Origin of the sequence: Pontibacter chitinilyticus, from assembly GCF_039748935.1 — a bacterium.
GTDB lineage: Bacteria > Bacteroidota > Bacteroidia > Cytophagales > Hymenobacteraceae > Pontibacter > Pontibacter chitinilyticus.
In genome coordinates this window covers 74,558-100,031 of record NZ_JBDIZJ010000003.1, presented here as the reverse complement: position 1 = coordinate 100,031, position 25,474 = coordinate 74,558, and the positions used below count along the sequence as shown (strand labels likewise).

Genomic DNA, 25,474 nt, shown 5'->3' with positions numbered 1-25,474 from the left:
TTGAGGAATTTGAAAGAATTAAACGATATAAATAAAAGAAAGTTTAAAAAATGCAGGGTAAGTGAGTGAATACCTATTAAGCAGGTAAGTTAACAAACAATTTTTATTTCTTGTGCTTACTTTTCATACCTTAAGAAGGTTCGCACGCTTCAGTTACTGCTGCCCACCTTGCCATTTCAGGAGGTCTTATACACCTGAACCTTAATAGGTTGTTTACCTGCCTTTGTATGATACTACAGGTTGGACGCCAAGTATAAAATAAGCATTATACTTGGTACCCTCATCCAGCACGACGGACCGGGTGCTTGCTGAAAACCAAATGAATGAAGCTTTGCGTTTTGGCTTGCATCTACTGGAACCGTATAACACCAGGAGCAGACTACCAATCCGCAAGTGTTACAAACTTCGCTGGTTTTATAAGATTTGCTACCTTTACAGCACAAATCATTAAAGGGCGGAACTTAAGGACGCACAGCAGGTAAAAAAAGGAAATTTGAAGCGCTGTATAGCCCTTTCAGTACCCAGAAACTCAACTAAATTTGACTACTGTACCAACCATCTCACAAACAGCAAAGAAAGTGTTGCAACTGGAAGCCGAAGCAATTGCCCGGCTGGCAGGTTTGCTAGACGAACGTTTTGAAGCTTGTGTGGAAGCAATTCTTCAGAGCAAAGGCCGTGTGGTGGTAACAGGCATTGGCAAGAGCGCCAACATTGCCTCTAAAATTGTAGCTACCCTCAACTCTACCGGCACCCCCGCTATTTTTATGCACGCCGCCGATGCCATTCACGGCGACCTCGGCATGATCCAATCGGAAGATTTTGTGATCTGTATTTCCAAAAGCGGCAACACGCCTGAGATAAAAGTGCTGGTTCCGCTACTCAAACGCAAAGGCTCCAAGCTGGCGGCCATGGTTTCCAGCACAGATTCTTACCTGGCGCAATGTGCTGACTTTGTGCTGAACGCTAACGTGGAGCGGGAAGCCTGTCCCAACAACCTGGCGCCTACCACCAGCACAACGGCCGCTCTTGCGCTAGGCGATGCGCTGGCCGTATGCCTGCTGGAGGCGCGTGGCTTTAGCAGCACCGATTTTGCCAGCCTGCATCCTGGCGGCTCGCTCGGCAAGCAGCTATACTTAAAAGTGAGCGATGTGTACCCGCAAAACCAGGCCCCGCAAGTAACCGAGCATGCCACGCTGAAAGAGATCATCATCGAAATATCATCTAAGCGGCTGGGAGCCACCGCTGTTGTAGCGGCAGGCACCACACACCTGACGGGCATTATTACAGACGGAGACCTGCGCCGGATGCTGAACAAGTATGATTCCATAGAAGGCATCCGCGCCACTGATATCATGACACCTCTTCCGCTCACGATTGCACCTGATGCCTATGCGGCCGAAGCCCTGGCTATTATGCAGGAGAAGAGTATAACGCAGCTCATTGTTGCAGAAGCCGGTAGTTTTATGGGCTTCATACACCTGCACGATTTATTGAAAGAAGGACTTATTTAAGATATGGATAACAATACGTATGTAGTGATTATGGCCGGAGGTATCGGAAGCCGCTTTTGGCCTTTCAGCCGCACTAACAACCCCAAGCAGTTCCATGACGTGCTGGGCACCGGCGAAAGTATGCTGCAAATGACGGCGCGGCGCTTTAAGGATATCTGTCCGCCCGAGAACATGTTTGTGGTAACCAACAAAGACTATGAGGCACTTGTTAAACAGCAGCTTCCGCACCTGACAGAAAATCAGATTTTGCTGGAACCTATTGGCCGCAATACGGCGCCCTGCATCGCGTATGCTTCCTACAAAATCGGCCAGTTGAACCCAGACGCGAACCTGATTGTGACGCCCTCAGACCATGTGGTACTCAAAGAGCAGGAGTTTACGGCCGTAATTAAGGAAGCTGTGGACGCTGCCGCCAAAGAGGATGTCCTGATAACCTTAGGCATCACGCCCAGCCGCCCGGACACCGGCTACGGCTATATCCAGTACCTAAACGACGAATCGAAACGGATAAAAAAGGTAAAAACCTTTACCGAGAAGCCAAACATCGAACTGGCGCAGATGTTCCTGGAAAGCGGTGACTTTGTATGGAACTCTGGCATCTTTATCTGGAACGTGCAAAGCATCCTGCGTGCTTTTCGCCAGCATTTGTCTGAGATTTCAGAAATATTTGAAGAGGAGGCTTCTGTGTTGAACACCAACCAGGAACAGAACTTTATTTCCAGAGCCTACTCCCAGTGCCGTAATGTGTCTATTGACTATGGCATTATGGAGAAAGTAGACAATGTATACGTGCTGCTTGCCGACATCGGCTGGTCAGACCTGGGCACCTGGAATTCCCTGTATACGATTAACCCGAAGGATGACCAGGGAAATGTGGTGGATGGCGAGGTTATCTTGTATGACACCACACGCTGTATCATCAAAACGCCTAAAGAGCGATTGGTCGTAGTACAGGGGCTCGACGATTATATTGTAGCGGAGTATGCCAATGTGCTGATGATCTGCAAAAAATCGGAGGAGCAGAAGGTAAAGGAATTTATGGCTGATGCAAAATCTAAGAAAGGACCGGATTACATTTAATACGACTACATATAGATAAAGTAAAGAGAGCAGACACTATACTTGGCGTCTGCTCTCTTTTTATTTAGCTATACTGTTATACTTATACTTGCTGTTACCCTTAAACCAAAAGCGCTGCTGCCCTAAATTATGCTTTTGCTTCATTCAAACGCTGGCGCATGGCTTCATAAAGTATAATGCCTGTTGCTACCGACACATTCAGGGAGCTGATCTGGCCCATGAGTGGAATGCGGAGGCGGGCATCGGCACGTTTGAGGTACTCCGGTGAAATACCATCTTCCTCGCTTCCCATGAGGATAGCAGTAGGGCCAGTCATATCTACAGCAGCTTCCGTCAGTTGATCCTCCGTTTTCTCAGTGCAGGCAACCAGCTGCACGCCATAGTCTTTCAGGTAATCGAGGGTATTTTTCAGATTCGCTTCCCGGCACACCGGCACCAGGTGCAAAGCGCCAGCCGAAGTTTTAATTGCATCGGCATTGATCTGGGCGCCGCCGCGACTCGGAATAACAATGGCATCTACACCCATACATTCGGCATTTCGGGCAATGGAGCCGAAGTTACGTACATCCGTAATCCGGTCAAGGATAAGCAACAGCGGTACTTTGCCCTTTTCAAAAAGAGAGGTTACAATCTCGTCCAGGGGCGCATATGAGATGGCCGAGATAAAGGCTACGGCGCCCTGGTGATTCTTTCGTGTTAAGTTATTGAGCTTTTCTACCGGCACTGTGGCTACGGGCACGTCCAGCTTCTTGGCCAGCGTACTGATCTCGTCCGTAGTGCTGTTGCGGGTACCCCGCTGCAGAAAGATCTTCTCCAGGGTTTTCCCGGCCAGCATGGCTTCCAGAATGGGTCTGGAGCCGAAAATCATTTCTATTTTATCTTCTTTAGGCGATTGTGCGCCACTGTAGCGGCTGCCGCCTACATATTGTCTGTTATTCCTGCTCTCCATTTTGCGACGGTGCTGTACCAACTCTCCTCATATTCAGGTCGCCGTACCAGCTCATAATGATTTGCAGTAAAGGTATTCTCTTTTTTGGTAAAAACGAACTTCACATAAGGCGAGGTCTCTGACTGGCGATAGATCCAGGTTTCGGTATTGCCAGTATGGCTGATGTCGCTGGGCTGGCCATAAATGATGTAGATCATGCCGCGGTCGGTGGCCCAGCCTGCTTTATGCGAAGTATAGAGCTTGTTAGCCATCTCCACACGGCTATAGTAGGTGCGGATCAGGTCACGGGCAGTGTTCTTGTCGCCACCTACTTTCAGCCAGAATCTGTCTACGGCTGCTTTTGTATCTGCTTCCCGCTCCAGGGCCTGTCGCTCAGCTGAGGTTGTCAGGTAAATGAGGGGTGGCAGCAGCTCTTTGGCCATGGTTATCTGCGGAAAGTCTCCAGGCTGCACCAGCACTCCCCGCTCATACTTGCTGGCTGGCGCAAACAAGTATAAACCGGGTGTCATCATCCGGAATGTATCGCCCGTTGCAACAGACAATTTTTCAAGAGCTGTTAGCGCACGCGGCACTGCCTCCTGCCGAACCGACATAGGAGGCAAGGCAGGTGTAAAATCGGCATCGAAGCGCTGTATCTCTACCTTGTTCAACGTGTCGCCGAAGCTTTGCAGCAGCAGCGGGGTAGTTGTGGCGGCATAATCCTGAAACAGCGGCATACCTGTTGCTGCGCGTGTCAGCAGAAAATGCTTCTCCAGCATATTCGCCTGCAAAGGCAGTTTAAAGCGTGTTCCCATCCGCTCTCCAGCTGCTAAAGCCACCCACAACTGCAGGTGCAATACATTGGGCGCCTGCACCAGTTGGGCAGGAACTGCCAGGCGCACCACCAGGCCTTCGCCATCGGCACGACCACTGTGGGCCACATCCACTGAATCGGTCTGCAGCAAAGCATCCCGCTCCGATGCGCCGGCACGCACGCGGGCGTTGATCAGCTTTACTGCTTGCCTTGGATCCATCACCTGCCGCACATCTTCAAAGCGCAGCAGCAAGTATAAACTGTCGTTGCGGCTATAGTAGCGTTGCTGCATTTTGATTTCGGGTACTACCGGCCGCGCTACCACCGGTTGCAGCCGGGCAGAGGGATAGGGGCTGCCACACCCCATCAGCAACAGCAGCGAAAACAGGAATATGATTACAAGGTGCTTCATCTTTTGCGGGGTAGCATCAGTAAGGTGGCCTCAATATAAAAAGCCGGGAAGCAAATAGCAACCCGGCTTTTTATTACTGTGTTACAAGCGTTTTTGTTTAGCGGCGCATGCGCTGCAGGTATTGCATAAATTCCTGCTGTAACTGCTGTGCCTTGTCCTGCTCGCCAATATCCTGCGCCATACTAATGAGTTGCTGCAGGATCACCATATTGGTTTGTATTTCGGTATCAAACAGCGATCCTTTTGCAAAATAATAGTCCAAGCTTTGCTGCGCATCTTTTGCCATTTCATTCAGCAACGCATGGGCTTTTTCCTGCTCACCAATCTGGTTCATAATCGGGATGAACTGCGGCGTGTAGTAGTCGTACGGTACAGCATTCCCCGGCATCACCTTAAAGCAATAGTCTACCACTTCTTTGGCTTTGGCTACGTTTCCGTCTTTCAGGTACGCTTTAGCCAGCTCGGCAAACTTGTCGCGGGCATTGGCTGAGAAGCGCAGGTAGTTCTCGTCGTAAAAAATATCAGGGTTGTTGAAGTTCCGGAAGCTGAACTTTTTCATCATGTTATCATACATGAGATCTTTGTTTACATAGCCTTGGGAATCTTCTGCAGTGGTTTTTACCGGCACAATGCGGTAAGCCAAGCCATCGAGCTGGAAGTAGTTTGACAAGCCGATAAAGTCAGCACTGTTTACCGTAGTGGAGAAATAGATCGGACGCTTCCAGTTATTGGTGCTCAGCAGGTCCAGCATAATCAGGTGTTTCTTTTCCAGCAACGATTTGTTGATGGTCCATTGCATGCGGTCTGTGATCTCGTCCTGCTTTTCAGCGGGTATAAAGCCCATCTGCCGTACCTTGTTCTGATCCACATTCAGGAAGAAATTGTGCGTAGGCATCGTCAACAGCGTAGTGCCGGCGCCATACTGCACCTGCAGGGCCGGGTGATTTTCTTTCACCAGTTGGATAAACTGCTTCAGATCAATGCCGGCTTTTACTTGCGGACGCTCTACATAAGGCAGGTAATCATTGGTGCCTTGGCGGTAGTTCTCGTTCTCCAGCGTCAGCGGCCATGGGTCCGACTTGTAAGAGGGGCGCTTCATCTGGTCAATGTACCAGTCGGTGTTCAGGTAGCTCAGTACGGCTACGCGCACATCTGTACGGTAACCTTCCACCTCCTGCACATACCACAGCGGGAACGTATCGTTATCGCCGTTTGTAAAGAGGATGCCATTTGGCGCTACAGAATCCAACAGGTTTTTAGCCGAATCTACAGACTGGTAACGGTCGGAGCGGTCGTGGTCGTCCCAGCCCTGGGCACCCATCACGATAGGCACCGACAGGCAGGCTACTGTTGCCAGCGAAGCACGCGCCACTTTATTGGCAAGCACCTTTTCTATCAGTTCGGCCACGCCCAGCACACCCAGGCCGATCCAAATACTAAACGCATAGAAGGAACCGGCAAACGTATAATCGCGCTCCCGCGGCTCTACCGGCGGCTGATTTAAGTATAAAGCAATGGCAATACCGGTAAAGAAGAACAGCAAGCCAATGATAAAGGCATCGCGTTCCTTTTTGCGGAGCTGATAAATCAAACCAAGTATACCTACCAGCAGCGGCAGGAGGTAAAAGCAGTTGCGGGCTTTGCTATACAGCACCCGCTCCGGAATATTAGGCCCGCCTTTACCAAACCATAGTACACCGGCGTTCTGCACATCGCTCTCGCGGCCTGCAAAGTTCCATAAAAAGTAGCGCCAGTACATGTGGCCCAACTGGTACCGGAACATAAAGCTCAGGTTTTGGCCGAAGGTTGGCGTCTCCCCCTCCCGCAGGTCCACCCACTTTTTATACTCGTCTACATGCTGGGGCACGTCGCTGTAAATGCGGGGAAGCAGCACTTTGTCTTTACTTTCATATATCGACTCCATTTTATGGCCAGCCACGATATACTTGTCTTTGCCCCGTACGTAGCGCGGCGCTCCCTCTTCCTGATCCACCGGCTGCGCATTATACTGCGGGCCATAGATCAAAGGGCGGTCGCCATACTGCTCGCGCTTCAGGTAAGCCACCACACTCAGGATATCATCCGGGTCGTTCTCGTCGATGGTGGGATTGTAGCTGGAGCGGATCGGGATCATCATATAAGAAGAGTAGCCGATCAGCACAAATACCAGGCAAAGGAGGGCCGTATTCAGAACACGGTTCTGGTGCTGGATAGAGTAGCGAATGCCAAACGCAATGGCGGCAATCACGAATACTACAAACACAATTACGCCAGTACCAAACGGAAGACCGAGCGAATTCACGAAGAACACTTCCACATCGCCAGCCAGTGAAGGCAGGCCCGGAATAATGCCCCACAGGATGGTGAGCAGTACCACGGCGCTGATCAGGAATGCTACCACGCCGCCCCAGAAAGTAGGTTTGTAAAGACGGAAGTAGTAGATGAAAGCCAGGGCAGGAATGGCTACCAGGTTGAGCAGGTGCACGCCGATGGAGAGACCTACCAGGTAAGCTATAAGTATAAGCCACTTGTCAGAATACGCCTCGCCTGCCTTTGCCTCCCACTTAAGCATCGCCCAGAAAACGATGGCTGTAAAGAAAGACGACATAGCGTATACTTCGGCTTCTACGGCAGAGAACCAGGCAGAATCGGAAAAAGTATAGGCCAGCGCCCCTACTACTCCGCAGCCCATGACCAGGATGATATTCCCCGTTGTAGGTAATTCTCCTTCTTTGATCAGCAGGCGTTTGGCCAAGATTGTAATGGTCCAGAACAGGAACAGCACGGTAAAAGCACTGCAAAGGCCTGAGAGCAGGTTCACCCACCAGGCCACCTGGGTTACGTCGCTGGCAAAAAGAGAGAAGATGCGGCCGATCAGGAGGAAGAGCGGAGCGCCCGGCGGGTGCGGCACCAGCAATTTATACGAACTGGCAATAAACTCTCCGCAATCCCAGAAGCTGGCAGTAGGTTCCAGCGTTAATATGTAAACTGTAGCAGCGATCAGAAAAACGACCCAGCCAACGATGTTATTTATCTTCCGATAATCCGTCATAGCAATGTTTGATTCAGCCCCGAAAATACTAAATAATGTTAAGCCTCAGATTAATTTTAAAAGTTAAAAATAAAAAAGCCGGCCTCGGGGCCGGCTTCTGTTAAGAGTAGCTTCAGAAAAACATTATTTCTGAAGTATAAGTCGTTTGGTTTCCACGGTCTTGTCATTTACCAGCAGGCTATAGAAGTATACTCCGGACGGCAGACTGCTCATGTCCAGTTGCACAACTGTAGTTGCATTCACCGGCGCCACTTCAGCACTTGTCACCACCCGGCCGATGGTGTTGGATATTCTGATCTTGTAAGTATCATTGGCCGTCTGGTTCAGCGAGAACAATGTCACACCGCGCGACGGATTAGGATACGCGTTAATTGAAGGCACCTGCTTGATCAGGTCGTTACGGCCCGGCGCCAGCGCAAGCAAGCTTACAGCCGTATACATGCTCTTATCCGCTTTCAGCTCTACTGAACGAAACACCTGGCTAACAGCTGCGGCATAAATCCTGGAGTTGCCCCGCTCCTCTACTTTCATAAACAGGTGCGGTTGTGCGTTTTGTGCAGAAAGCATCAGCTTAGAATGCTGCTCTGGATTAAGTACCCATACTGTCCCGTCGCCACCTTTATAGGTTTGCCCCTCGCCAGCAGCTACCGTGCACTGGGTAAGCGTTTTGCTGTGGGCCTCTCCAATAAAGCCCAGCAGGTAAGCCCCCAGTAACGTAACAGCTAAAAATATCTTTTTAGTAAAAATCTTCATATAAAGCGCCTCCTTTTAGAGATTACTATGCTTTGACTACAGCAACCAAAGATAGTTTAAAATCTTATAAGTATAAATATAATTTTTGAAATATTGCAACAACAGCGACATACAGCTCTTTTTTAACTACAAACTGCCCCTGTCACTGCTATACTTGCAGCATCGATTTATATTATCAACAATTGGGCCAAGGCGGCCAGAAAGCATAGTTTTAGCGCTCTTTAATATTAATTCCTTAAAGCATTTACCTGCAGCCACCGGGCTTGCCAGCTGTTTTAAACAATACCTGCCGCAAAGTCCTGCACGAAGGTCGCTCTTGCAGAGGTGTTTATCAGATCACGTAAGTAATTTCCTTGAAAGCAAAGTAGCGCAGTTGGTGGTCCAGTTCCAGGGCCAGCCGGCCGTCTTCACCTACTCCCACAATCTGGCCCAGCATCTGCTGGCCATCTATTAGAAAAGGATGTGTTTGCTGATAGCGGTATAGCGCCTGCAGGTACTCATACTTCAGCTTTGCTGTTTTGCCGGTGCGCAGCTCCAGGTAGCGCTTCTCCAGCAGTTCCATCAGGCGGACCACCAGCACCTCCACCTCCAGCTCATAGCCCAGGCTAGCGGCCAGCGATGTGGCCGTTGGAAACTGAAATTGTAATTGATTTACATTTAAACCAATCCCCACTATACTGTGTTGTAAAGTGTAACTGTTTATAGTATTTTCTATCAGAATCCCGCCAATTTTCTTATCTTCAAAGTATAAATCATTCGGCCACTTGATCTGCGCCTGCGTTAACCCAAGGCCGCGCACCAGGTCGAGCACGGCCAGCGATACCGCCATGTTGAGGAAGAACTGCTGCCTGACAGCCAGAAAGGCAGGCGCGAGCACAACCGACAAGGTGATGTTTTTACCCGGTGCAGCCTCCCAAGTGTTGCCCCGCTGTCCGCGGCCCTTAGTTTGTTGGGCCGTAAGCACCAGACAGCCCTCTGTGGCTTCATTTTTGCTAAGAAGCTGTTGTGCTTCAGTGTTCGTGGATTCACATACCGGCAGAAAATATAGCTGCTGGCCCATAAACAGCGTATTAGGCAACATACATTAAAACAGAATTTAATACCTTTGTACATCAAATTTAAGTAGCACAAATGAAAGAACCCAAGGTTGAGGCTAACTCAGACATATTGGCAGAACTTGTAGTGAAAGGCATGCAGGAGAAGAAAGCCTCCGATATCGTCGTTATTAACCTTAAGTCACTTAAAAACGCTGTATCCGATTACTTCGTCATAGCATCTGCCAGTTCTGATACACAACTCGATGCCATTGCTACTTCCGTGGAGGAAGAAGTATTTAAAAAGGTGCGCCAGAACCCCTGGCAGAGCGAAGGCCGCACCAACAACGAATGGGTGCTGCTCGACTATGTGGATGTAGTAGCACACATCTTTTTAAAAGACAAACGTGAATTCTATGCCCTAGAGGAGCTTTGGGGTGATGCCAAAATAGAGCATGTCACGTCTGTCTAAAACATTTACGGCTGCGCCTGAACATTTGATGTAGCCCTGTGTTTCTCATTTATTTGTAACTAAACATTCATGGCAGAAAATAATAATAAAGGAAATAAGAAGAAGAAGCCGATCATACCCAACACGCCACCGCGCCCAACCATGCAGTTGTGGATGCTGGCTGTGCTGATCCTGATCATCTTCGGATTAACCTGGCTCAATAAAAGCAACTCTTCGGTAGAAACCACGCAAAAGGAGTTTGAAGAGATGCTGCTGAGCGGCGATGTCAAGAAATTGACCATCGTGAACGACAAACTGGTGGAAGTGTACCTGAAGAAGGAGGCGCTGAGTAACGACAAGTATAAAGCTGAGTTACAGGACCACGGCGGTTTTGCCGTAGACCAGGGGCCGCAATACCAGTTCCAGATCATCTCAGCCGAAATCTTTAAGCAGGACTTAGATAAGTTGCAGGCCGATGTGGCGCGCGACCAGCGGGTGCCATATGATGTGACCACCCGTACCGGCTTTGCCGATTTCTTCTTCCAGTGGGGCTTCCTGATCCTGTTGCTGTTTGGTTTTTGGTTCCTGATGCGCCGCGTTACAGCGGGAGGCGCAGGCGGCCAGATCTTCAACATCGGCAAATCCAAAGCAGCGCTTTTCGATGCGGAGAATAAAGTAAAGATCACGTTTAAAGACGTGGCCGGCCTGGAGGAAGCGAAAGAAGAAGTGCAGGAGATCGTGGAGTTTTTGAAGAACCCTGGCAAGTTCACCATTCTCGGCGGTAAGATACCAAAGGGAGCACTGCTGGTAGGCCCTCCGGGAACAGGTAAAACGTTGCTGGCCAAAGCCGTTGCCGGCGAGGCAGACGTGCCGTTCTTCTCGCTATCAGGTTCTGACTTTGTAGAGATGTTTGTTGGGGTAGGCGCTGCGCGTGTGCGCGACCTGTTCAAGCAGGCAAAAGCTAAAGCCCCTTGCATCATCTTTATTGACGAGATTGACGCAATTGGCCGCCACCGCAGCCGTGGTCAGGCACCGGGCGGGAACGATGAGCGCGAGAACACACTGAACTCGCTGCTGGTAGAAATGGATGGTTTCGCAACTGATTCAGGCGTAATCATACTTGCAGCCACTAACCGGCCTGATACACTCGATTCAGCACTGCTGCGCCCGGGCCGTTTCGACCGCCAGGTGAGTATCGACAAGCCGGATATTAATGGCCGTACCGAGATCTTTAACGTGCACCTGAAGCCGCTGACGCTGTCTCCTGACGTAGATGCCCGTAAACTGGCTGCCCAAACACCAGGCTTTGCCGGTGCCGAGATAGCGAACGTGTGTAACGAGGCTGCTCTGATTGCTGCCCGCCGAAATAAGAAAGCGGTAGACCAGCAGGATTTCAACGATGCCATTGACCGTGTGATTGGCGGCTTGGAGAAAAAGAACAAGATCATCTCGCCGGAGGAGAAAAAGATTGTGGCTTACCACGAGGCAGGCCACGCCATTGCTGGCTGGTTCCTGGAGCATGCCGATCCGTTGGTAAAGGTAAGTATAGTTCCGCGTGGTGTAGCCGCGCTTGGATATGCCCAGTATTTACCAAAAGAGCAGTTCCTGTATACCACCGAGCAGCTGATTGATGAGATGTGCATGGCGCTGGGAGGACGTGCCGCTGAAGAGCTGGTATTTGGCAAGATATCGACAGGCGCTTTGAGTGACCTAGAGCGTATTACCAAAATGGCCTACAGCATTGTAACCATGTATGGCATGAATGACAAGATCGGCAATGTGTCGTTCTACGATTCGAAACAAAGTTCTGATTACTCCTTTAACAAGCCATACTCTGAGGCAACGGCCGAAACCATTGACGAAGAGGTTCGCAAGATTATTGATGCCGCTTACCAGCGTACCAAGCAGTTGCTGGTATCTAAGTCGCGGGAATTAGAAATTGTATCGCAGGAGCTGTTGCAAAAAGAGATCCTATTCCAGAACGATCTGGAGCGACTTGTAGGACCACGTCCGTTTGATGCCCTTACTACGTACCAGGCCCACACAGCCGGAACGGACCGCAGCAAAACCAAAAGCGAGGTAGACCCGCAATTGCTGGAGATGCCGGATGAACACGGTCAGACACGGCACCCAGAGCAGGAGGAAGGCAGCGTACCCGGCACCCCGCTGGGTAATGGAAGCGCTCCTGCCGCACAGGACGTAAACTCGAGAACAGCTTGACCGAATAAGCAGGCATGTACGAAGCAAAAACGAAAGAAATAATATTAAGAAGAGTAAGAGAGGCGCTGGCTAAGTCGGCGCCTTTTCTGCCTCCTACCCCTGACTTCACCTCTCCCCTGCATGCGCCCGTTTCTGAAGATATGTCGGTGGAGTTTGCGCAAAATTTTATCCTCAACAGCGGCGTGTTCATTTACTGCGAGAACGAAGAGGATTTTTTCGACCAGCTATACGTTTACAAAAAAGAACAGCAGCTGCAGCATTTGTTTGTGTGGGAGCCTAATTTGCAGAACATTCTCTATCATGCCGGTATAGATTTTACTGGAGATGAGGAAGCCTTCAAAGCACAGGCAGACGCCAGCCTGACCACCTGCGAGGCGCTGATTACCCGCACCGGTAGCATCCTGGTCAGCTCGGCCAATGCCGGCGGCCGCAGGCTCAGCGTTTACCCCGAAAACCACCTGGTAGTGGCCAAAGCAAGCCAACTGGTGCCGGATATAAAAGATGGCCTGAAGTATGTCCGCAACAGGCATAAAGATAATTTCCCGTCCATGGTATCGCTGGTCAGCGGCCCGAGCCGCACGGCAGATATCGAGAAAACATTGGTAATGGGTGCGCATGGCCCCCGGCAGCTAATCCTTTTCCTGATCGATGACCTTCCGCATTAGCAAACTAGAACCGGGTAAAAAAGTATACTTTGCCTCCGATTTTCATTTAGGTGCGCCAGATGCCGCTACCAGCAAAGCCCGCGAGCAGAAAATTGTCCGCTGGCTTGAAATGGCGCAGCAGGATGCGGCAGCTGTTTTCCTGGTTGGCGATATCTTCGATTTCTGGTTTGAGTACAAGCACGCTGTGCCCAAAGGATTTATCCGGCTGCAAGGTAAACTGGCCGAGCTAACGGACGCCGGTATACCGGTGCTGTTTTTCACAGGGAATCACGACATGTGGATGTTCGACTACTTCCCCCAGGAACTAAACATACCGATTCTGCGCGAACCCATCTCCACCAGCTTTGGTGACAAGACGTTCTATATCGGCCACGGCGACGGCCTGGGTCCTGGCGACCATACGTATAAGCTTCTGAAAAAAGTGTTTAACAACAAGCTCTGCCAGTGGCTGTTTGCCCGCATCCACCCGAACTTGGGCATAGGCATTGCCAACAAGTGGTCCAGGAGCAGCCGCATCAGCAACATAAAAAAAGATGAAGCTTTTTTAGGAGAGGATGAGTGGCTGATGCAGTATTGCAAAGAGGTAGAGGCTACGCAGCACCATGACTTTTACGTGTTCGGCCACCGTCATCTACCCCTCAACTTACCCATCGGCGAGAACAGCCGCTACGTGAATTTGGGCGAATGGGTAAATTTTTGCACATATGGCGTGTATGATGGTGAAACGCTTAAACTGGAAACCTTTGAACCTTAAACCATACTTAGCGGCAATACTTTGGCTGGTGCTTGGCGCTGCTCTGCCCGGGTTTGCACAGGCACCGCAGCTGGTTTTCAGCCACAGCCTGCCCTGCAGCTCTGCTACAGCTATTTCGCAGGACCGTAGCGGCAACGTATACTTGCTCGACGCCAGGCAAAACCTGCTGCGCCTCGACTCACTTGGTCGCCCGCTGGATACCTTTTCTCCCCCCACCAGGGGCCGCATCCATAGTATAGAAGCCTGGAACCCGATGAAACTGCTGCTCTTTTACCAAGACCGCCAGCAACTGCTTCTCCTCGACAGGTTTATGCGTCCCATCAGCAGTATCAATTTAAGCGAACTAAATTACCAGGGAACTGCCAGAGCAGCTACATTGGCAGCCGGCGACGGCTTCTGGCTCTTTGATGAAACAAACTTTGCTTTACGTAAGCTGGACCTGCGCCAGCCCGGGTCGGTGATTGAAACGCCGTTGAACCTGATCCTGAACAGGAACCAATTTGATGTGCGGCAACTGCGCGAATATCAGAACATGGTGTACCTGCTGGACTTTAATGGCGGGGTATATGTGTTCGATAACTTAGGCAACTATAAAACAAAGCTGCCTTTCACGGGCGTGCGCTACATGGGTTTCCGGAAGAACGAGCTATACTTTGTTCAGGATGCCATGCTGCACTTTTTCGATCTTTATACATTGCAGGAACGCACCATCCCCTTGCCAACACAAAAGCCTTATATCTCTGCCATCGTCAACGGCAGTAGCCTGTTTCTGTTCACGTCTGCTGCCGTAGAGGTTTACACGCTATCATAACTGTTATTCCGCTTTCGCCAGAAACTTGAGGCCCAGCACGCCGGTAATGATTAGCAGAATGCATAGGATGCGCAGCAGGTCTCGCGGCTCATTCAGAAACACAATACCAAGTATAGCAGTGCCCGCAGCGCCAATGCCCGTCCAGGTAGCATAGGCAGTACCCAGCGGCAGGTGCTTCATGGCCTGCGACAGCAGCACGAAGCTCAAGATCATCACTACTACGGTTACGACGCTTACGCCCAGTTTGGTAAAGCCTTCGCTATACTTCAGGCCGAATGCCCAGCCAATTTCACAAAATCCAGCCAGAACCAGGTATACCCATGCCATGTTCATTGTTTATACTTGTTTGATGGTGGTGCAAATGTACGCAATAAGCTCCGCAACAGCAGCAGGATTACAGCGGCAGCAGCATTTCATACTGCTTAAGTATAGTGCGAAAAAGGCGGCGCTCCAGAAAAGAAATGGTGTCGTGCGCTACGGCGTCTACGTTGATCAGCAGCAGTGCGGGCGCCTCCGTACGGCTGGACATCGCCCGCAGCAAAGCTGTCCCGATGCCCAGCCGGCGGTATGCTTCCGCTACTGCTAGTTGCGCAATAGCTCCGTTCTTTGGGTAAAGCACGGCGTAGCCCACTAATTCCTGCCCAGTTGTCTGTGCCTCCAGTATGAGGGTGGTGTCTATACTTCGTTTTATAGCTTGTGGCGCATTTTGCCAGGTTGGTAGCACCTCTTGCAGCGCAGCATACGCCTGCCAGTCGGGTATAGCGGCTTCGACTATCGTGATGGCTTCAGGTGGGGGTACCTGGAACAGCAGTTCATTCTTTAACCCGCGGAAGCAGTCGAGGGAACGGGTAATGTGGAAACCGGTATGCTGGTAACTTTTCAGCGCCGGCGCATTCTCTTGGATCACCTCCAACAGGCATTGCTCCACCCCACTCTCGCGCAGTTTGGGCAATAAGAATTGGTACAGTTGCTGCGTAATATGCTGCCCCCGGAAAGCAGGTATAACACCAGTACCTGCATTATAGGCGGTGGGCTTGCCCTGCCACTCTCCCAGCCCGGTAAGGATAAACCCCACCATCTGCTCGCCCGCGAAAGCTGCCACACAGAACGAAGGCGTGATGCCCTCCCGCGTTACTTTGGCCTGAAACTGTTCCCAACTGAGCTGAATGGGCACTACATAATCAGCAAAAGCAGCTATAAAGGTCTGGTGCAACTGCGGCAGTTGCTTTTCGGAAAGGAAGGAGAAGGTAACTTCTTTCATAGTTTACATCAAGTAGTCAAGGTAAATGCGGCTAGTAGAATAAAGATAGCTATACGGTACAAGCATTAAACTACTGCTGCTTTGCCATACTTTCTGAGCGCTACTGTTATACTTTTGGATTACAAGCAAGCTATTCCAGCATACGTTTATACTTACAGGCAACCGGGTGTAACGTTTTTGCTGTTCTATCCTAAACCAAGTTTTTTCCGGTAAAGGCAGCCGGCCCCAACAGCCAGCAAACTTGCTGCAATTGTAAGCCATACTTTATATAATAACGCTGCATCAGCTAACATGTACACAGCCAGCAGCATCGTGATGGTCAGGAGCAGCCAGGCCACAGGATAGTAACGCACCTGCATCACTCGCCGGTACTCTTTGAGCAGGTAAGCGGCGTAACCCATGTACATGAGCGCGGCAAAAGTAGTAAAAGCCGCCGCCTGTATGCCATAGATCGGCACCAAAATCAAGTTAAGCACAATATTTCCGACGCCCGCTACAGTGGAGATCTTCCAGAGCACCTTTGTTTGCTCGCGGTATACCAACAGGTTGACAGCAGCCAGGTACATCGGGCGGTAATTATACCCCATCAGGATGATAATGGCCAGCGGGTATGCCTGTTGCAACTCCCTGTTGCTGATCAGCAGCAGGAAAATTTCCCGCAGCCATAGGCCAACCAGGAAGGAACCCAGTAGAAAGAGCAGCTGTAGTGCAAACGTCATCTGGCGGGCCTGCAGTGCTCCCGCTTTTGCGCGGGCCTCGGCATAGAACTGCATATAAAACGGAGAGGCAGCCTGCACCACCGCATCTGATGCGGCCGAGAAGTATAAGCCAAAGCTGGAAGCAATGTTGTAAAAGCCGATACGTGGCACTGGCACCCGCAGCACATCCATCACCAGTTTATCAGAACTATCCAGCATGAAAAAGGAGAACTGGTGCGGAATAACTGGCAGTGACACCCGCAGCGAGTGCCGGATACGCTCCCATTTAAACCGGAAAATAGGCCACATCTGCTCGTTTAAGTAAAGGGCTTTGGCATAAAGCAAAAAACCGAGCAACGCCCCGGCAAAGGAGGCCCAAAACCATCCCATATAGCCCATGTGCAGGTATACGATCGTAAAAACATTGCCCCCCACAGTTACAAGGCTTACCGCAAAGGTGCGCAAGGCTACCGGCAGCGGCCGCTGCTGCATCTGGTAGTATAAAAAAGCGGGCATCTGGGTGCTCGAGAAAAAAGCAGCCGGTATTACATGCAGCAGCACGATGGCCCAGCGGTGCTGGGCGGCTGATTCCGGGACGCTGGCATAAAGCACTGCACCCAGCAGCAGCCCATATACCAGCGCCCACAGCAAAAGGAAGCCTTGCAACTGCCGCCAGATATACTTGTAGCGCGTGGGGTAGCGGGCATAACTCCGCACCATTACTACTGACAGCCCCAGCGACTGCAGCATGCTTAGGGCGCCTACGTATGCCGTTACCACCCCGGCCACACCATAATCAGCAGCCGTAACATACCGGGTTATCAGGGGGAGTGCCAGTATGCCGGCAACCCGCGGCACCTGTGCCGCCAGGCCATAAATGGCCGCATGAGAGAGGAGTTTCCGAAGCATCAACCAAAAGTATACTTTAATTTTCAGCCTGCCGCATGCTGTAAATCAATTTCATGGATACTTCTTCGGTAGCATTTTCAGCCGTAACAGCACCAAAACGGCATATTGCATGTTGCCATACCAGTACAATTAAAGGCTTGAAAAGCAAAAGCCTAAAAAATTAGTATATTTGTTAATTAACTTAATAGAAAACAAGAATTAGCTTAGCTAATATAAGGAGATATAAAAGTGGGATGTAATTCATGTTCTAGTGGCGGATGCAGTACCGGCGTAAGCGGCTGCAAAAGCAACGGCGGGTGCAGCACAGGAGGCTGTAACCGTTTAAATGTGTTCGACTGGCTCAGCGATATGGAGCTACCAACGTCGTTTGAGGAGTTTGATATTGTTGAAGTACGGTTTAAGGGAGGACGCAAAGACTTCTTCCGCAACATAAACAGAATAGACCTGACTACTGGCGATGCTGTGGTGGTGGATGTGCCCAATGGCCACCACATCGGGTTTGTGTCGCTAAAGGGAGAGTTGGTGCGCCTGCAGATGCTCAAGAAGAAGGTAGATAATAATGAGGAGATCCGCACGATTTACCGCATTGCGACCGAGCGTGACATGGAAAAGCTGAACGAAGTCCGCGACCTGGAGGGCGGCACCATGTACCGTGGCCGGGAAATCATTCAACTGCTTGGCCTTAAGATGAAGCTGTCGGATGTAGAATACCAGGCTGATAAGTCGAAAGCTACGTTTTACTATTCTGCCGACGACCGCGTAGACTTCCGGGATCTGATCAAGAAACTGGCCGAAGAATTTAAAGTGCGCATCGAGATGCGCCAGATCAGCCTGCGCCACGAGGCCGGCCGCCTGGGCGGCATCGGCTCCTGCGGCCGCGAACTGTGCTGCTCTACCTGGCTCACCGATTTCAAGAGCGTGTCTACCACGGCCGCGCGTTATCAGAACCTGTCGCTGAACCCCAGTAAGCTGAGCGGCCAGTGCGGCCGCCTGAAATGCTGCCTCAACTATGAATTGGAGACCTACATGATGGCCCTGAAGGATATCCCAACCGTAAGCCGGCCGCTGCAGACACGTCAAGGGGATGCCATTCTTCAGAAAACAGATATTTTTAAGAAAATGATGTGGTTCGGCTACCGCGGTGACAATAACTGGTACCCGGTGCCGGTAGCGCGCGTGCAGGAGATACAGGAGGAGAACGCCAAGGGCAATGTAGTGGAAATGCTGCTGGCCGAGGCACCTGAAGAGCCGAAGCAAAACGAGTTTGTGGCACAGGTAGAAGGTAACCTGGAGCGCCTGGATGACAAGTATACTGCCAAAAAGAAGAAAAAGAAGAAAAAGAAACGTCCGGAAGGAGCCGCCGCTACCCCGCAGGACCAGCAAGCACGGCCATTGACAGCAGCAGCCCCGAGGCAGGAAAACCGCCAGGAGCCAAGCGCAGGCGATGGTGCTCAGAAACCCCGCCGGCAGAAGCCTTTTAAGAACAGAAACAAAGGGCCGCGCGAAGGAGGTGAACCGGGTGAGGCAAACATAAAAGAACGACGCGATGGCAACCGGCCGCCCCGGGAGCGCAAAGAAGGTGCTGCACCGCACCGGCAAGTACCGGCCCCTACGCCGCAGGCTGGCGCTGCACCACAGCAGGAGGCACAGGACCAATCGCAGAAAAAGCGCTCCAGAAAACCTTTCAGAGGCAGAAAACCGGATCAGAATAAACCACCGCGTACCGATGCATAAAAAGCTGGTTTTGTTTGCAGCAGCCCTTGTGCTGCTGCTCACGGGCTGTGACCCCAACAGGGTGTATGAACAGAATGTAGATTTTGCCGAAGGAAACTGGGCCATAGATAATGCGCCGGTGTTCTCTTTCGAAATAAACGATACCACGCAGGCCTACAATGTGTACTTTAATGTGCGCTATAGCCTACAGTATGAGTTTTACAACCTATACTTGCGCCACCAACTGGTAGGGCCCGACGGCGCAGTGCTGTCAGCAGACCTGCATGAGCTGCTGCTGCTGGACCCAAAAACCGGAAAGCCAAGCGGCAAAGGCTCTTCGGATGTATATGACTTGCAAACGCTAGTACTTAAAGGCGTGACCTTCCCTAAAGTAGGCACCTATAAGCTTCGGCTCACGCAATACATGCGCCGCGACCCGCTGCCCCATGTGCAGGCAATAGGCGTACGTGTTGCCAAAGTAGTGGCCCCCTGAAACTAAAGCTATCTAAAATCTATAAAGCCTCCTGCATGCGTGTTGCCGGAGGCTTTTTTTATCCTTTTCTATCGCTTACAGCCACTATCCTGCTCCTGCTGCCTGCACGGCAGCTCGCCGGAAGCAACTTAACTCGCACTCTGCAAGTATTAATAGCACTCTAGCCCAATGCACCCTACCACAATGAAAAGCTTCCTTCTAACTCTGGGAATTATACTTACTATCTGCTCCTTTCTCCCGTTGATCAAATCGCCGAAGTGGTGGATACGGATACTTGATTTTCCGCGCCTACATGTAGCTATTTTACTTACCCTTACCCTGGTTGCCTTTATGGCCATGTATGGGCTGCACGGAAAAGCAGAAATTGTTGTGGCTATACTTTGGCTGCTGGCTATACTTAACGAGGTGCGGTACACGATCCATTTTACACCACTGGTTAAAGTGCAGGCCCTTCGAACAACCCAGCAACAGCCTGCTCATGCCTTTACGCTGATGATTGCGAATGTACGCATGGTGAATACCAGGTATAAACAGTTTCTGGAGCGGGTGCAGCAGCTAGACCCTGATATGCTGCTGATGAATGAGCCCGGCCTGGATTGGTACGCAAACGTGAAGCAGGAGCTGAGCGCACGCTTTCCTTACTCCCTGCGCAAGCCGCTTAACAACACGTATGGCATGCTGTTCTGGAGTAAGTTTAAGCTGGAAGACAGCGCCATACGGTTTCTGGTAGAAGAGGATGTGCCCTCATTTTATACGACTGTCGTGCTGCCCGGCGGCAAAAAGTTTGGCTTGTATACCACACATCCTCGTCCTCCGCGCTTCCGGCAGAATACCGAAACCCGTGAGGCCGAACTGCTGCTGATTGCCAAAGAGGCAAAAAAGAACCCACTGCCCTGTGTAGTGGCCGGCGACCTGAATGATGTGGCCTGGTCCAGAACCACAGAGTTGTTCAAGGAAACCAGTATGATGCTGGACCCTCGTGTTGGACGAGGCTTTTATAACACATACAATGCTTTCATCCCGCTGTTCCGCTACCCACTGGACCATGTTTTTTATGATCCTGCTTTCCGGCTGGTTAGTCTGCGTCGTTTACCAAAGTTTGGCTCCGATCATTTTCCGATGGCAATTACACTTAACCTGGAGCCGCAGGAAGCGACCGTACAGGAGCACCCTGTAGCCGACAAAGATGACCAGGTGGAAGCAGAACAAATGATAGAGGAGGGCCTGGAAAAAGGCAGGGAGTTGAATGAAGAAAAGCAACCGGGATAACCGCAATAAAAAACCCGCCCAGAAAGCTGAGCGGGTCAAAATAGATGAATGTCGCCTTACGGCAAGTATATTCCTGTTAACTTAGATACGCTCTACGTTAATTGCATTCAATCCTTTTTTTCCATCCTTCACTTCGAAAGAAACGCGGTCATTTTCGCGGATTTCGTGGATCAGACCAGTCTGGTGCACGAAGATGTCTTGGTTAGTGTCATCAGCGACAATGAAACCGAAGCCTTTAGATACGTTGAAGAACTTTACTTTACCTGTTTTCATTATAATGAATTTTAAATAATTAAAGCAAAGTTAAACATTAACTTTGATATACATGCTACATTCTGAAAAATATTAACACTGATTCAGCCTCTCACTGGCACTATCTGCAAGGGTGTTCTGCCGCCCTATAAACGATTGTATTGCCTGCTCAGGCAACAGCCGGAACAGTGTTGATTTCCTGCCTCTAACACAGTGCTGAAGCAGGCTACCGAAATAACCCTGCCACGTATGGTTCGTATAGTTAAAACGGTCTGTTACACCAAAAAAGACAGCGCTGCCGCAAGCCGCCAGGTGTAACAGAAACGGAACAAAAAGCTCTATATGCAGCCCCTGCGGCAAAGCAAAAACGGAGCTGCACGACGAATTTAATTTTAACTATCAATCACTAAAAGAGATTACAGCTATGAAAGACGACGAAAAAAATCAGGATTCAAATCAGAATAATCAGACTCCGAACCAATCGGGTAGCTCCTCATCCAGTAGCCCGAGTTCATCCTCTGATAATGCAAGCAGCTTCGGCAGCAACAGCAACAGCAATACACTAAGCGCCAGTACCGGCTCTTCCTCTTCCAGCGATTCTGGCAGCTCCTCTAAGAGCGGCAGCAAGAACAGCGGATCAGCTTCAAGCTCCGATTCCGGCTCTAAATCATCAACTACCAAGGCTAAGTCTTCCAATTCCAAGACCCCCACAAGCAAGTCTGGCAGTTCCAGTTCTAAATCATCAGATAAGTCTTCTGATGCCACTTCCAACACCTCCAAGAACAGCAGCTCAGACTCTAATAATAAGAGCAACAGCAACCAGGATAACCAGTACAGCAGCTATGGCTCTATGAGCAGCGGCTCTGAGCAAAATTTCCAGGGTGGTTCTAACCAAGGCAACCAGGACTATAACCAGAACAGCAGCAGCAGCCAGGGCAACCAAGGTGGCTATGGCTCACAGGGAGGCTACGGTTACGGTTCGCAGAACAGCAACTACGGTGGCCAGAGCGGCTATGGTTACCAGGGCGATTATGGCTCACAGCAAGGTAACTACGGTGGCCAGGGCAGCTACGGAAGCTCCTCACAACAGGGCAACTATGGCGGCCAGAACCAAGGCTATGGTTCTTCAGGACAAAGCAGCTATGGCTCGCAGGGAAACTACGGATCAAACTCCGGTGGTTCTTCGCAAGGCGGCTACGGCAACTACAGTGGCGGCATGAGCGGCCAGGGCGGCTATGGCTCACAGGGCAGCTCCAGCGGCGGCTATAACTATGGCAACCAGGGAGGCATGGAAGGCAACCGCACCAGATACCAGGACCAGGACTACGGCGTATCGCGTGGCGGTATGCAGGGCGGCTGGCAAAACCGTGAAGGCGACATGCAGGGCGGCAACATATACGGAGGCGCTCAGGGCGGTTTCGGTACGCAGGGCGGCTCTTCGCAGGGCAACTCCCGCAACGTAGGCGGCGGCTATGGCCAGGGCGGTAACTATGGCAACTACAGTGGCGGCAATAGCAACCAGGGTGGTTATGGTTCAGGAGGCTATGGCAACTCCGGTTCCTCATCACAGGGTAACTATGGTTCTTCACAAGGAAGCTACGGATCTTCGCAAGGAGGCTATGGCTCGTCACAAGGCGGCTACGGTTCGTCTCAGGGAGGGTATGGCTCATCCCAGGGCAGCTATGGTAGCCAGCAAAGCGGTGGCGGCTATGGCGGTGGTTCCGGTTCATCCAGATCCAACTATGGTAGCCAAGGCGGCAGCAATCAAGACCGCTACGGCTCTATGGGCTATGGCTCTTCCAGAGGCATGAGCGAGTATGACAACGACAACCAGGGCTCTGCCAGAGGCTGGGATTCGCAAAGCTCTATGCAAGGCGGCTACGGCAGCCAGGGCGGTTATGGCTCCAGAGGAGGTTCTTACAACGACGAGAACCGTTCGGCGCGGTATGGCTCACAAGGCAGCGATTATGGCCAGGGAGGCTACGGCTCTTCACAAGGCGGCTATGGTGGCGCTAACTCCGGCAGAAGCCAGGGCGGCTACGGCGACAGCAATTATGGCAGCGGCATGAGCGGCGGCTACGGATATGGTTCCGGCTCCGGCAACTCAAACCAGGGCCAGCAGGACTTCTCCGGACGCTACGGCCAAAGCGGTTATAGCGAAGGCGGCTACGGCCAAGGCGGACGTGGCGGCGACCAGAGCCGCTATGGCTCTATGGACAGCGGCACATCGTATTACAGCGACAACCGTGGTTCCAGCTCCCGTGAGAACTTCCGCAACCAGGGAGGTTCCTCTTCCTCTAACAATGACTCCGGTTATGAAAGCCGTCGTAGCGACCGCTACCGTAACATGGGCAGAGACTAGTATAGACGCTACGTAAGTAGTTAAAAAGGCCACTCCTGATCGGGAGTGGCCTTTTTATGTTTTTATAGGCTGGTTTATACTACTACCACCTATACAAAGCAGTCTTTAAAATCGGTTACAAACTGCTGGAAAGTATGCGGTTGCCGTCCGGTGAGTTGCTGCACCGTGTCTGTTACCGTATTGGAGTAGCCAGCGCGTGCCACGCCGTATAACTCCAGCAACGCGTTTGCCATCCACTCCGGCACACCCTGGTTCAGCATTCCACTTCTGGCAGCCTCTTCTGGCATATCCACAAAAGTTACCGGCTTGCCTATTACTTCACTTAGCACCTGCGCAGCCTCCTGATTCGAGAGCGCCTCCGGCCCTGTCAGTTCATATACTTTCCCTTCATGGCCGGTGCCCGTCAGGGTTTCCACTGCAACAGCTGCAATATCGCGCACATCAATATAACCGATCTTACCAGTACCAGTAGGTTGGTAGAACTTCCCCTCCTGTTGTATGCTGGGAGCATTGTAGTTGATAAAATTCTGCATAAAGCTCGACGGCCTCAGAAAAGTATAGGCAATGCCGCTGTCTTCAATGTATTTCTCGATCTCGCGATGCCAGCGGCCAAGCATGATGCCGGGCTCCGATTCAGCACCCATTGCCGAGAGCTTCACAATATGTTGTATCCCTTGTTTCTTGGCCTCATCTACCAGCGTTTTGGCCATTGCCACCTGATCTTGTGCAAATGGGGTGACCAAAAACATTTTATCAGCGTGGGTAAACGCAGCGTGCAGCGACTCCCGCTGCTCAAAGTTCATCTCCACCACCTCTACATTGGGCAACCGCTTCAGGTTTTCGCCTTTGATTATAGAATGTACGCCTGCCCGAACGCGCAGGTCATCCACCATAGCAAGTTGAATAACAACTTCCTTTCCAACGGTGCCGGTGGCGCCCGTTACCAAAATCGTTTTGTGCATAGCTTTATTTATTTCGGATTATACCTTCTACTACGGCAACGGCAGGTGTTGGATGGACCGGCTGCCAAGATATATCAAAAGTGGCGGTTATGCTTCTTCCGCTGCAGCGTAACCAAATATAGGTTGCCCTTTTCATTGGTAATTAGCAGGGAGTCCGGGCTGAGGTATAAAACGGCCTCTGCCAGCCCGGTGCGGCCCAGCGGCAGGCAGTATTTGTCACCTTGTAGGCTGATGTGCTCGCCGGCAATATCAAACAAGTATAACCGGCCGTAGCCCAGCAGAGCAAACTGGCGTTGTGAAGGCGCGATGTCCGCAGCGGTTACAGGCGATTGTAGCCGAAGCGACTCCTGCGGGGCCAGCGCGTAGCTCCCTTTTTCGGCCGGAAGCGCATACCGGGTAGTGGTACGGGCACGTAACGCGCGGCTTTTGGTGAACAGGTACAGCGAGTCGTGTGCGTAGAAGGCGGCCTCCAGATCATAGCGGCGGTCTTTCAGAGGTGGTGGAAATGCGGCTTGATCGGCAAAGCGGAAACGGATGGTATCGGGTGAGGCTGCTTGCCCAGTCGGTACCCGAAAGACCTGCAGGTTTTTACGGGCATTGGCGTTGTTACCGAAATCGCCTATATATAAGTTCCCCTGCCTGTCCTGCGCCAGATCTTCCCAATCAGTATTGGGCAGCGGCAATAGCACCTGCTGCAGCAACTTGCCTTTCAGGTTAAACAAGTATAAAGCAGGCGGAGTGCCGCTGTCTCCATGCGTCCAAAAAGTGCTGTCGGAGGCGCGGGCAAGCCCCGAGCTTTCCGGTATGCGGTAATCCAAGCGGCCAATTTTCTGTACCTTCACTTTATAGTCTTTCCGAAGGCGCACAAAGTCACTGTGGCGCCTGTCAGTATGGCAGCCGCAGAAGGAGGCTTGCAGGTAAACGTATAAAGTAAAAAGTTTGATCAGCATAAAAATGGCATAGACCTCCTGTATGAAGCGCTTAAGCGCAGCTTAACATAGTTCCGGTATCGCGCTTCGTAAACTACTGGTACGCGTTTGCCGCTCCTACAGGAAGTATACTTGCTTGTG

Annotated in this window: 22 protein-coding genes; 11 read left to right on the top strand and 11 right to left on the bottom strand. The window is 51.2% G+C overall.

Annotated features, from left to right (window positions below):
- Positions 1-539: 539 nt before the first annotated feature.
- Positions 540-1,511 (top strand): KpsF/GutQ family sugar-phosphate isomerase, encoded by a 972-nt coding sequence (locus ABDW72_RS06855; protein WP_347157751.1) that lies wholly within the window; start codon positions 540-542, stop codon positions 1,509-1,511.
- A 3-nt stretch (positions 1,512-1,514) separates the two neighbouring features.
- Positions 1,515-2,591 (top strand): mannose-1-phosphate guanylyltransferase, encoded by a 1,077-nt coding sequence (locus ABDW72_RS06850; RefSeq protein WP_347157749.1) that lies wholly within the window; start codon positions 1,515-1,517, stop codon positions 2,589-2,591.
- Between the two features lie 127 nt (positions 2,592-2,718).
- Here the strand turns inward: ABDW72_RS06850 and rlmB are convergent, their stop codons facing one another.
- The 5 genes from rlmB to ABDW72_RS06825 form a co-directional block, all read right to left on the bottom strand.
- The gene (rlmB, locus tag ABDW72_RS06845) at positions 2,719-3,540 is read right to left on the bottom strand and encodes a 23S rRNA (guanosine(2251)-2'-O)-methyltransferase RlmB (protein ID WP_347157748.1); all 822 of its coding nucleotides are present in this window, start codon (positions 3,538-3,540) and stop codon (positions 2,719-2,721) included.
- Positions 3,510-4,745 carry a GWxTD domain-containing protein gene (locus tag ABDW72_RS06840; RefSeq protein WP_347157747.1) on the bottom strand — a complete coding sequence of 412 codons (1,236 nt, stop codon included), beginning with the start codon at positions 4,743-4,745 and terminating at the stop codon, positions 3,510-3,512. The genes rlmB and ABDW72_RS06840 overlap by 31 nt, the downstream gene beginning before the upstream one ends.
- A 97-nt stretch (positions 4,746-4,842) precedes the next feature.
- Positions 4,843-7,797, bottom strand: coding sequence for a glycosyltransferase family 117 protein (locus ABDW72_RS06835; protein WP_347157746.1), 2,955 nt, complete (start codon positions 7,795-7,797; stop codon positions 4,843-4,845).
- A gap of 123 nt (positions 7,798-7,920) precedes the next feature.
- Positions 7,921-8,550 carry a T9SS type A sorting domain-containing protein gene (locus ABDW72_RS06830; protein WP_347157745.1) on the bottom strand — a complete coding sequence of 210 codons (630 nt, stop codon included), beginning with the start codon at positions 8,548-8,550 and terminating at the stop codon, positions 7,921-7,923.
- A 331-nt stretch (positions 8,551-8,881) separates the two neighbouring features.
- Positions 8,882-9,631 (bottom strand): biotin--[acetyl-CoA-carboxylase] ligase, encoded by a 750-nt coding sequence (locus ABDW72_RS06825; protein WP_347157744.1) that lies wholly within the window; start codon positions 9,629-9,631, stop codon positions 8,882-8,884.
- Positions 9,632-9,681: 50 nt separating this feature from the next.
- Between ABDW72_RS06825 and rsfS the strand changes: the two genes are divergently transcribed.
- From rsfS to ABDW72_RS06800, 5 genes are all read left to right on the top strand, one after another.
- Positions 9,682-10,056 (top strand): ribosome silencing factor, encoded by a 375-nt coding sequence (gene rsfS / locus ABDW72_RS06820; RefSeq protein ID WP_347157743.1) that lies wholly within the window; start codon positions 9,682-9,684, stop codon positions 10,054-10,056.
- 69 nt (positions 10,057-10,125) lie between these two features.
- Positions 10,126-12,255, top strand: a complete 2,130-nt coding sequence (gene ftsH, locus ABDW72_RS06815) for an ATP-dependent zinc metalloprotease FtsH (RefSeq protein ID WP_347157742.1) — start codon at positions 10,126-10,128, stop codon at positions 12,253-12,255.
- Positions 12,256-12,269: 14 nt separating this feature from the next.
- A complete protein-coding gene (locus ABDW72_RS06810; RefSeq protein ID WP_347157741.1) occupies positions 12,270-12,920 on the top strand; it encodes a LutC/YkgG family protein in 651 nt (216 codons plus the stop codon).
- The gene (locus ABDW72_RS06805; RefSeq protein ID WP_347157740.1) at positions 12,904-13,674 is read left to right on the top strand and encodes a UDP-2,3-diacylglucosamine diphosphatase; all 771 of its coding nucleotides are present in this window, start codon (positions 12,904-12,906) and stop codon (positions 13,672-13,674) included. Before ABDW72_RS06810 ends, ABDW72_RS06805 begins: the two co-directional genes overlap by 17 nt.
- Positions 13,664-14,485 (top strand): hypothetical protein, encoded by an 822-nt coding sequence (locus tag ABDW72_RS06800; protein ID WP_347157739.1) that lies wholly within the window; start codon positions 13,664-13,666, stop codon positions 14,483-14,485. Before ABDW72_RS06805 ends, ABDW72_RS06800 begins: the two co-directional genes overlap by 11 nt.
- A 3-nt stretch (positions 14,486-14,488) precedes the next feature.
- Here ABDW72_RS06800 and ABDW72_RS06795 read toward each other — a convergent pair whose 3' ends face one another.
- From ABDW72_RS06795 to ABDW72_RS06785, 3 genes are all read right to left on the bottom strand, one after another.
- On the bottom strand, positions 14,489-14,818 hold the full coding sequence (locus ABDW72_RS06795; RefSeq protein WP_430438144.1) for a DMT family transporter: 330 nt from the start codon (positions 14,816-14,818) through the stop codon (positions 14,489-14,491).
- Between the two features lie 61 nt (positions 14,819-14,879).
- Positions 14,880-15,746, bottom strand: a complete 867-nt coding sequence (locus ABDW72_RS06790) for a GNAT family N-acetyltransferase (protein WP_347157738.1) — start codon at positions 15,744-15,746, stop codon at positions 14,880-14,882.
- A gap of 185 nt (positions 15,747-15,931) precedes the next feature.
- Positions 15,932-17,353, bottom strand: a complete 1,422-nt coding sequence (locus ABDW72_RS06785; protein WP_347157737.1) for a lipopolysaccharide biosynthesis protein — start codon at positions 17,351-17,353, stop codon at positions 15,932-15,934.
- A 348-nt stretch (positions 17,354-17,701) separates the two neighbouring features.
- Here ABDW72_RS06785 and ABDW72_RS06780 point away from each other — a divergent pair, with 348 nt between their 5' ends.
- The 3 genes from ABDW72_RS06780 (at position 17,702) to ABDW72_RS06770 (ending at position 20,828) form a co-directional block, all read left to right on the top strand.
- Positions 17,702-19,087, top strand: coding sequence for a PSP1 domain-containing protein (locus ABDW72_RS06780; RefSeq protein WP_347157736.1), 1,386 nt, complete (start codon positions 17,702-17,704; stop codon positions 19,085-19,087).
- A complete protein-coding gene (locus tag ABDW72_RS06775) occupies positions 19,080-19,559 on the top strand; it encodes a gliding motility lipoprotein GldH (protein WP_347157735.1) in 480 nt (159 codons plus the stop codon). Before ABDW72_RS06780 ends, ABDW72_RS06775 begins: the two co-directional genes overlap by 8 nt.
- A 183-nt stretch (positions 19,560-19,742) precedes the next feature.
- Positions 19,743-20,828 carry an endonuclease/exonuclease/phosphatase family protein gene (locus ABDW72_RS06770; RefSeq protein WP_347157734.1) on the top strand — a complete coding sequence of 362 codons (1,086 nt, stop codon included), beginning with the start codon at positions 19,743-19,745 and terminating at the stop codon, positions 20,826-20,828.
- A gap of 81 nt (positions 20,829-20,909) precedes the next feature.
- Here ABDW72_RS06770 and ABDW72_RS06765 read toward each other — a convergent pair whose 3' ends face one another.
- Positions 20,910-21,101 carry a cold-shock protein gene (locus ABDW72_RS06765; RefSeq protein WP_242923300.1) on the bottom strand — a complete coding sequence of 64 codons (192 nt, stop codon included), beginning with the start codon at positions 21,099-21,101 and terminating at the stop codon, positions 20,910-20,912.
- A gap of 403 nt (positions 21,102-21,504) precedes the next feature.
- On the opposite strand from ABDW72_RS06765, the gene ABDW72_RS06760 reads away from it, so the two are divergent.
- A complete protein-coding gene (locus ABDW72_RS06760; protein WP_347157733.1) occupies positions 21,505-23,442 on the top strand; it encodes a hypothetical protein in 1,938 nt (645 codons plus the stop codon).
- Positions 23,443-23,531: 89 nt separating this feature from the next.
- On the opposite strand, the gene ABDW72_RS06755 is transcribed toward ABDW72_RS06760, so the two are convergent.
- Positions 23,532-24,404: an SDR family oxidoreductase gene (locus tag ABDW72_RS06755; protein ID WP_347157731.1), complete on the bottom strand. Its 873-nt coding sequence runs from the start codon at positions 24,402-24,404 to the stop codon at positions 23,532-23,534.
- 74 nt (positions 24,405-24,478) lie between these two features.
- Positions 24,479-25,354: a hypothetical protein gene (locus ABDW72_RS06750; RefSeq protein WP_347157730.1), complete on the bottom strand. Its 876-nt coding sequence runs from the start codon at positions 25,352-25,354 to the stop codon at positions 24,479-24,481.
- Positions 25,355-25,474 lie beyond the last annotated feature (120 nt).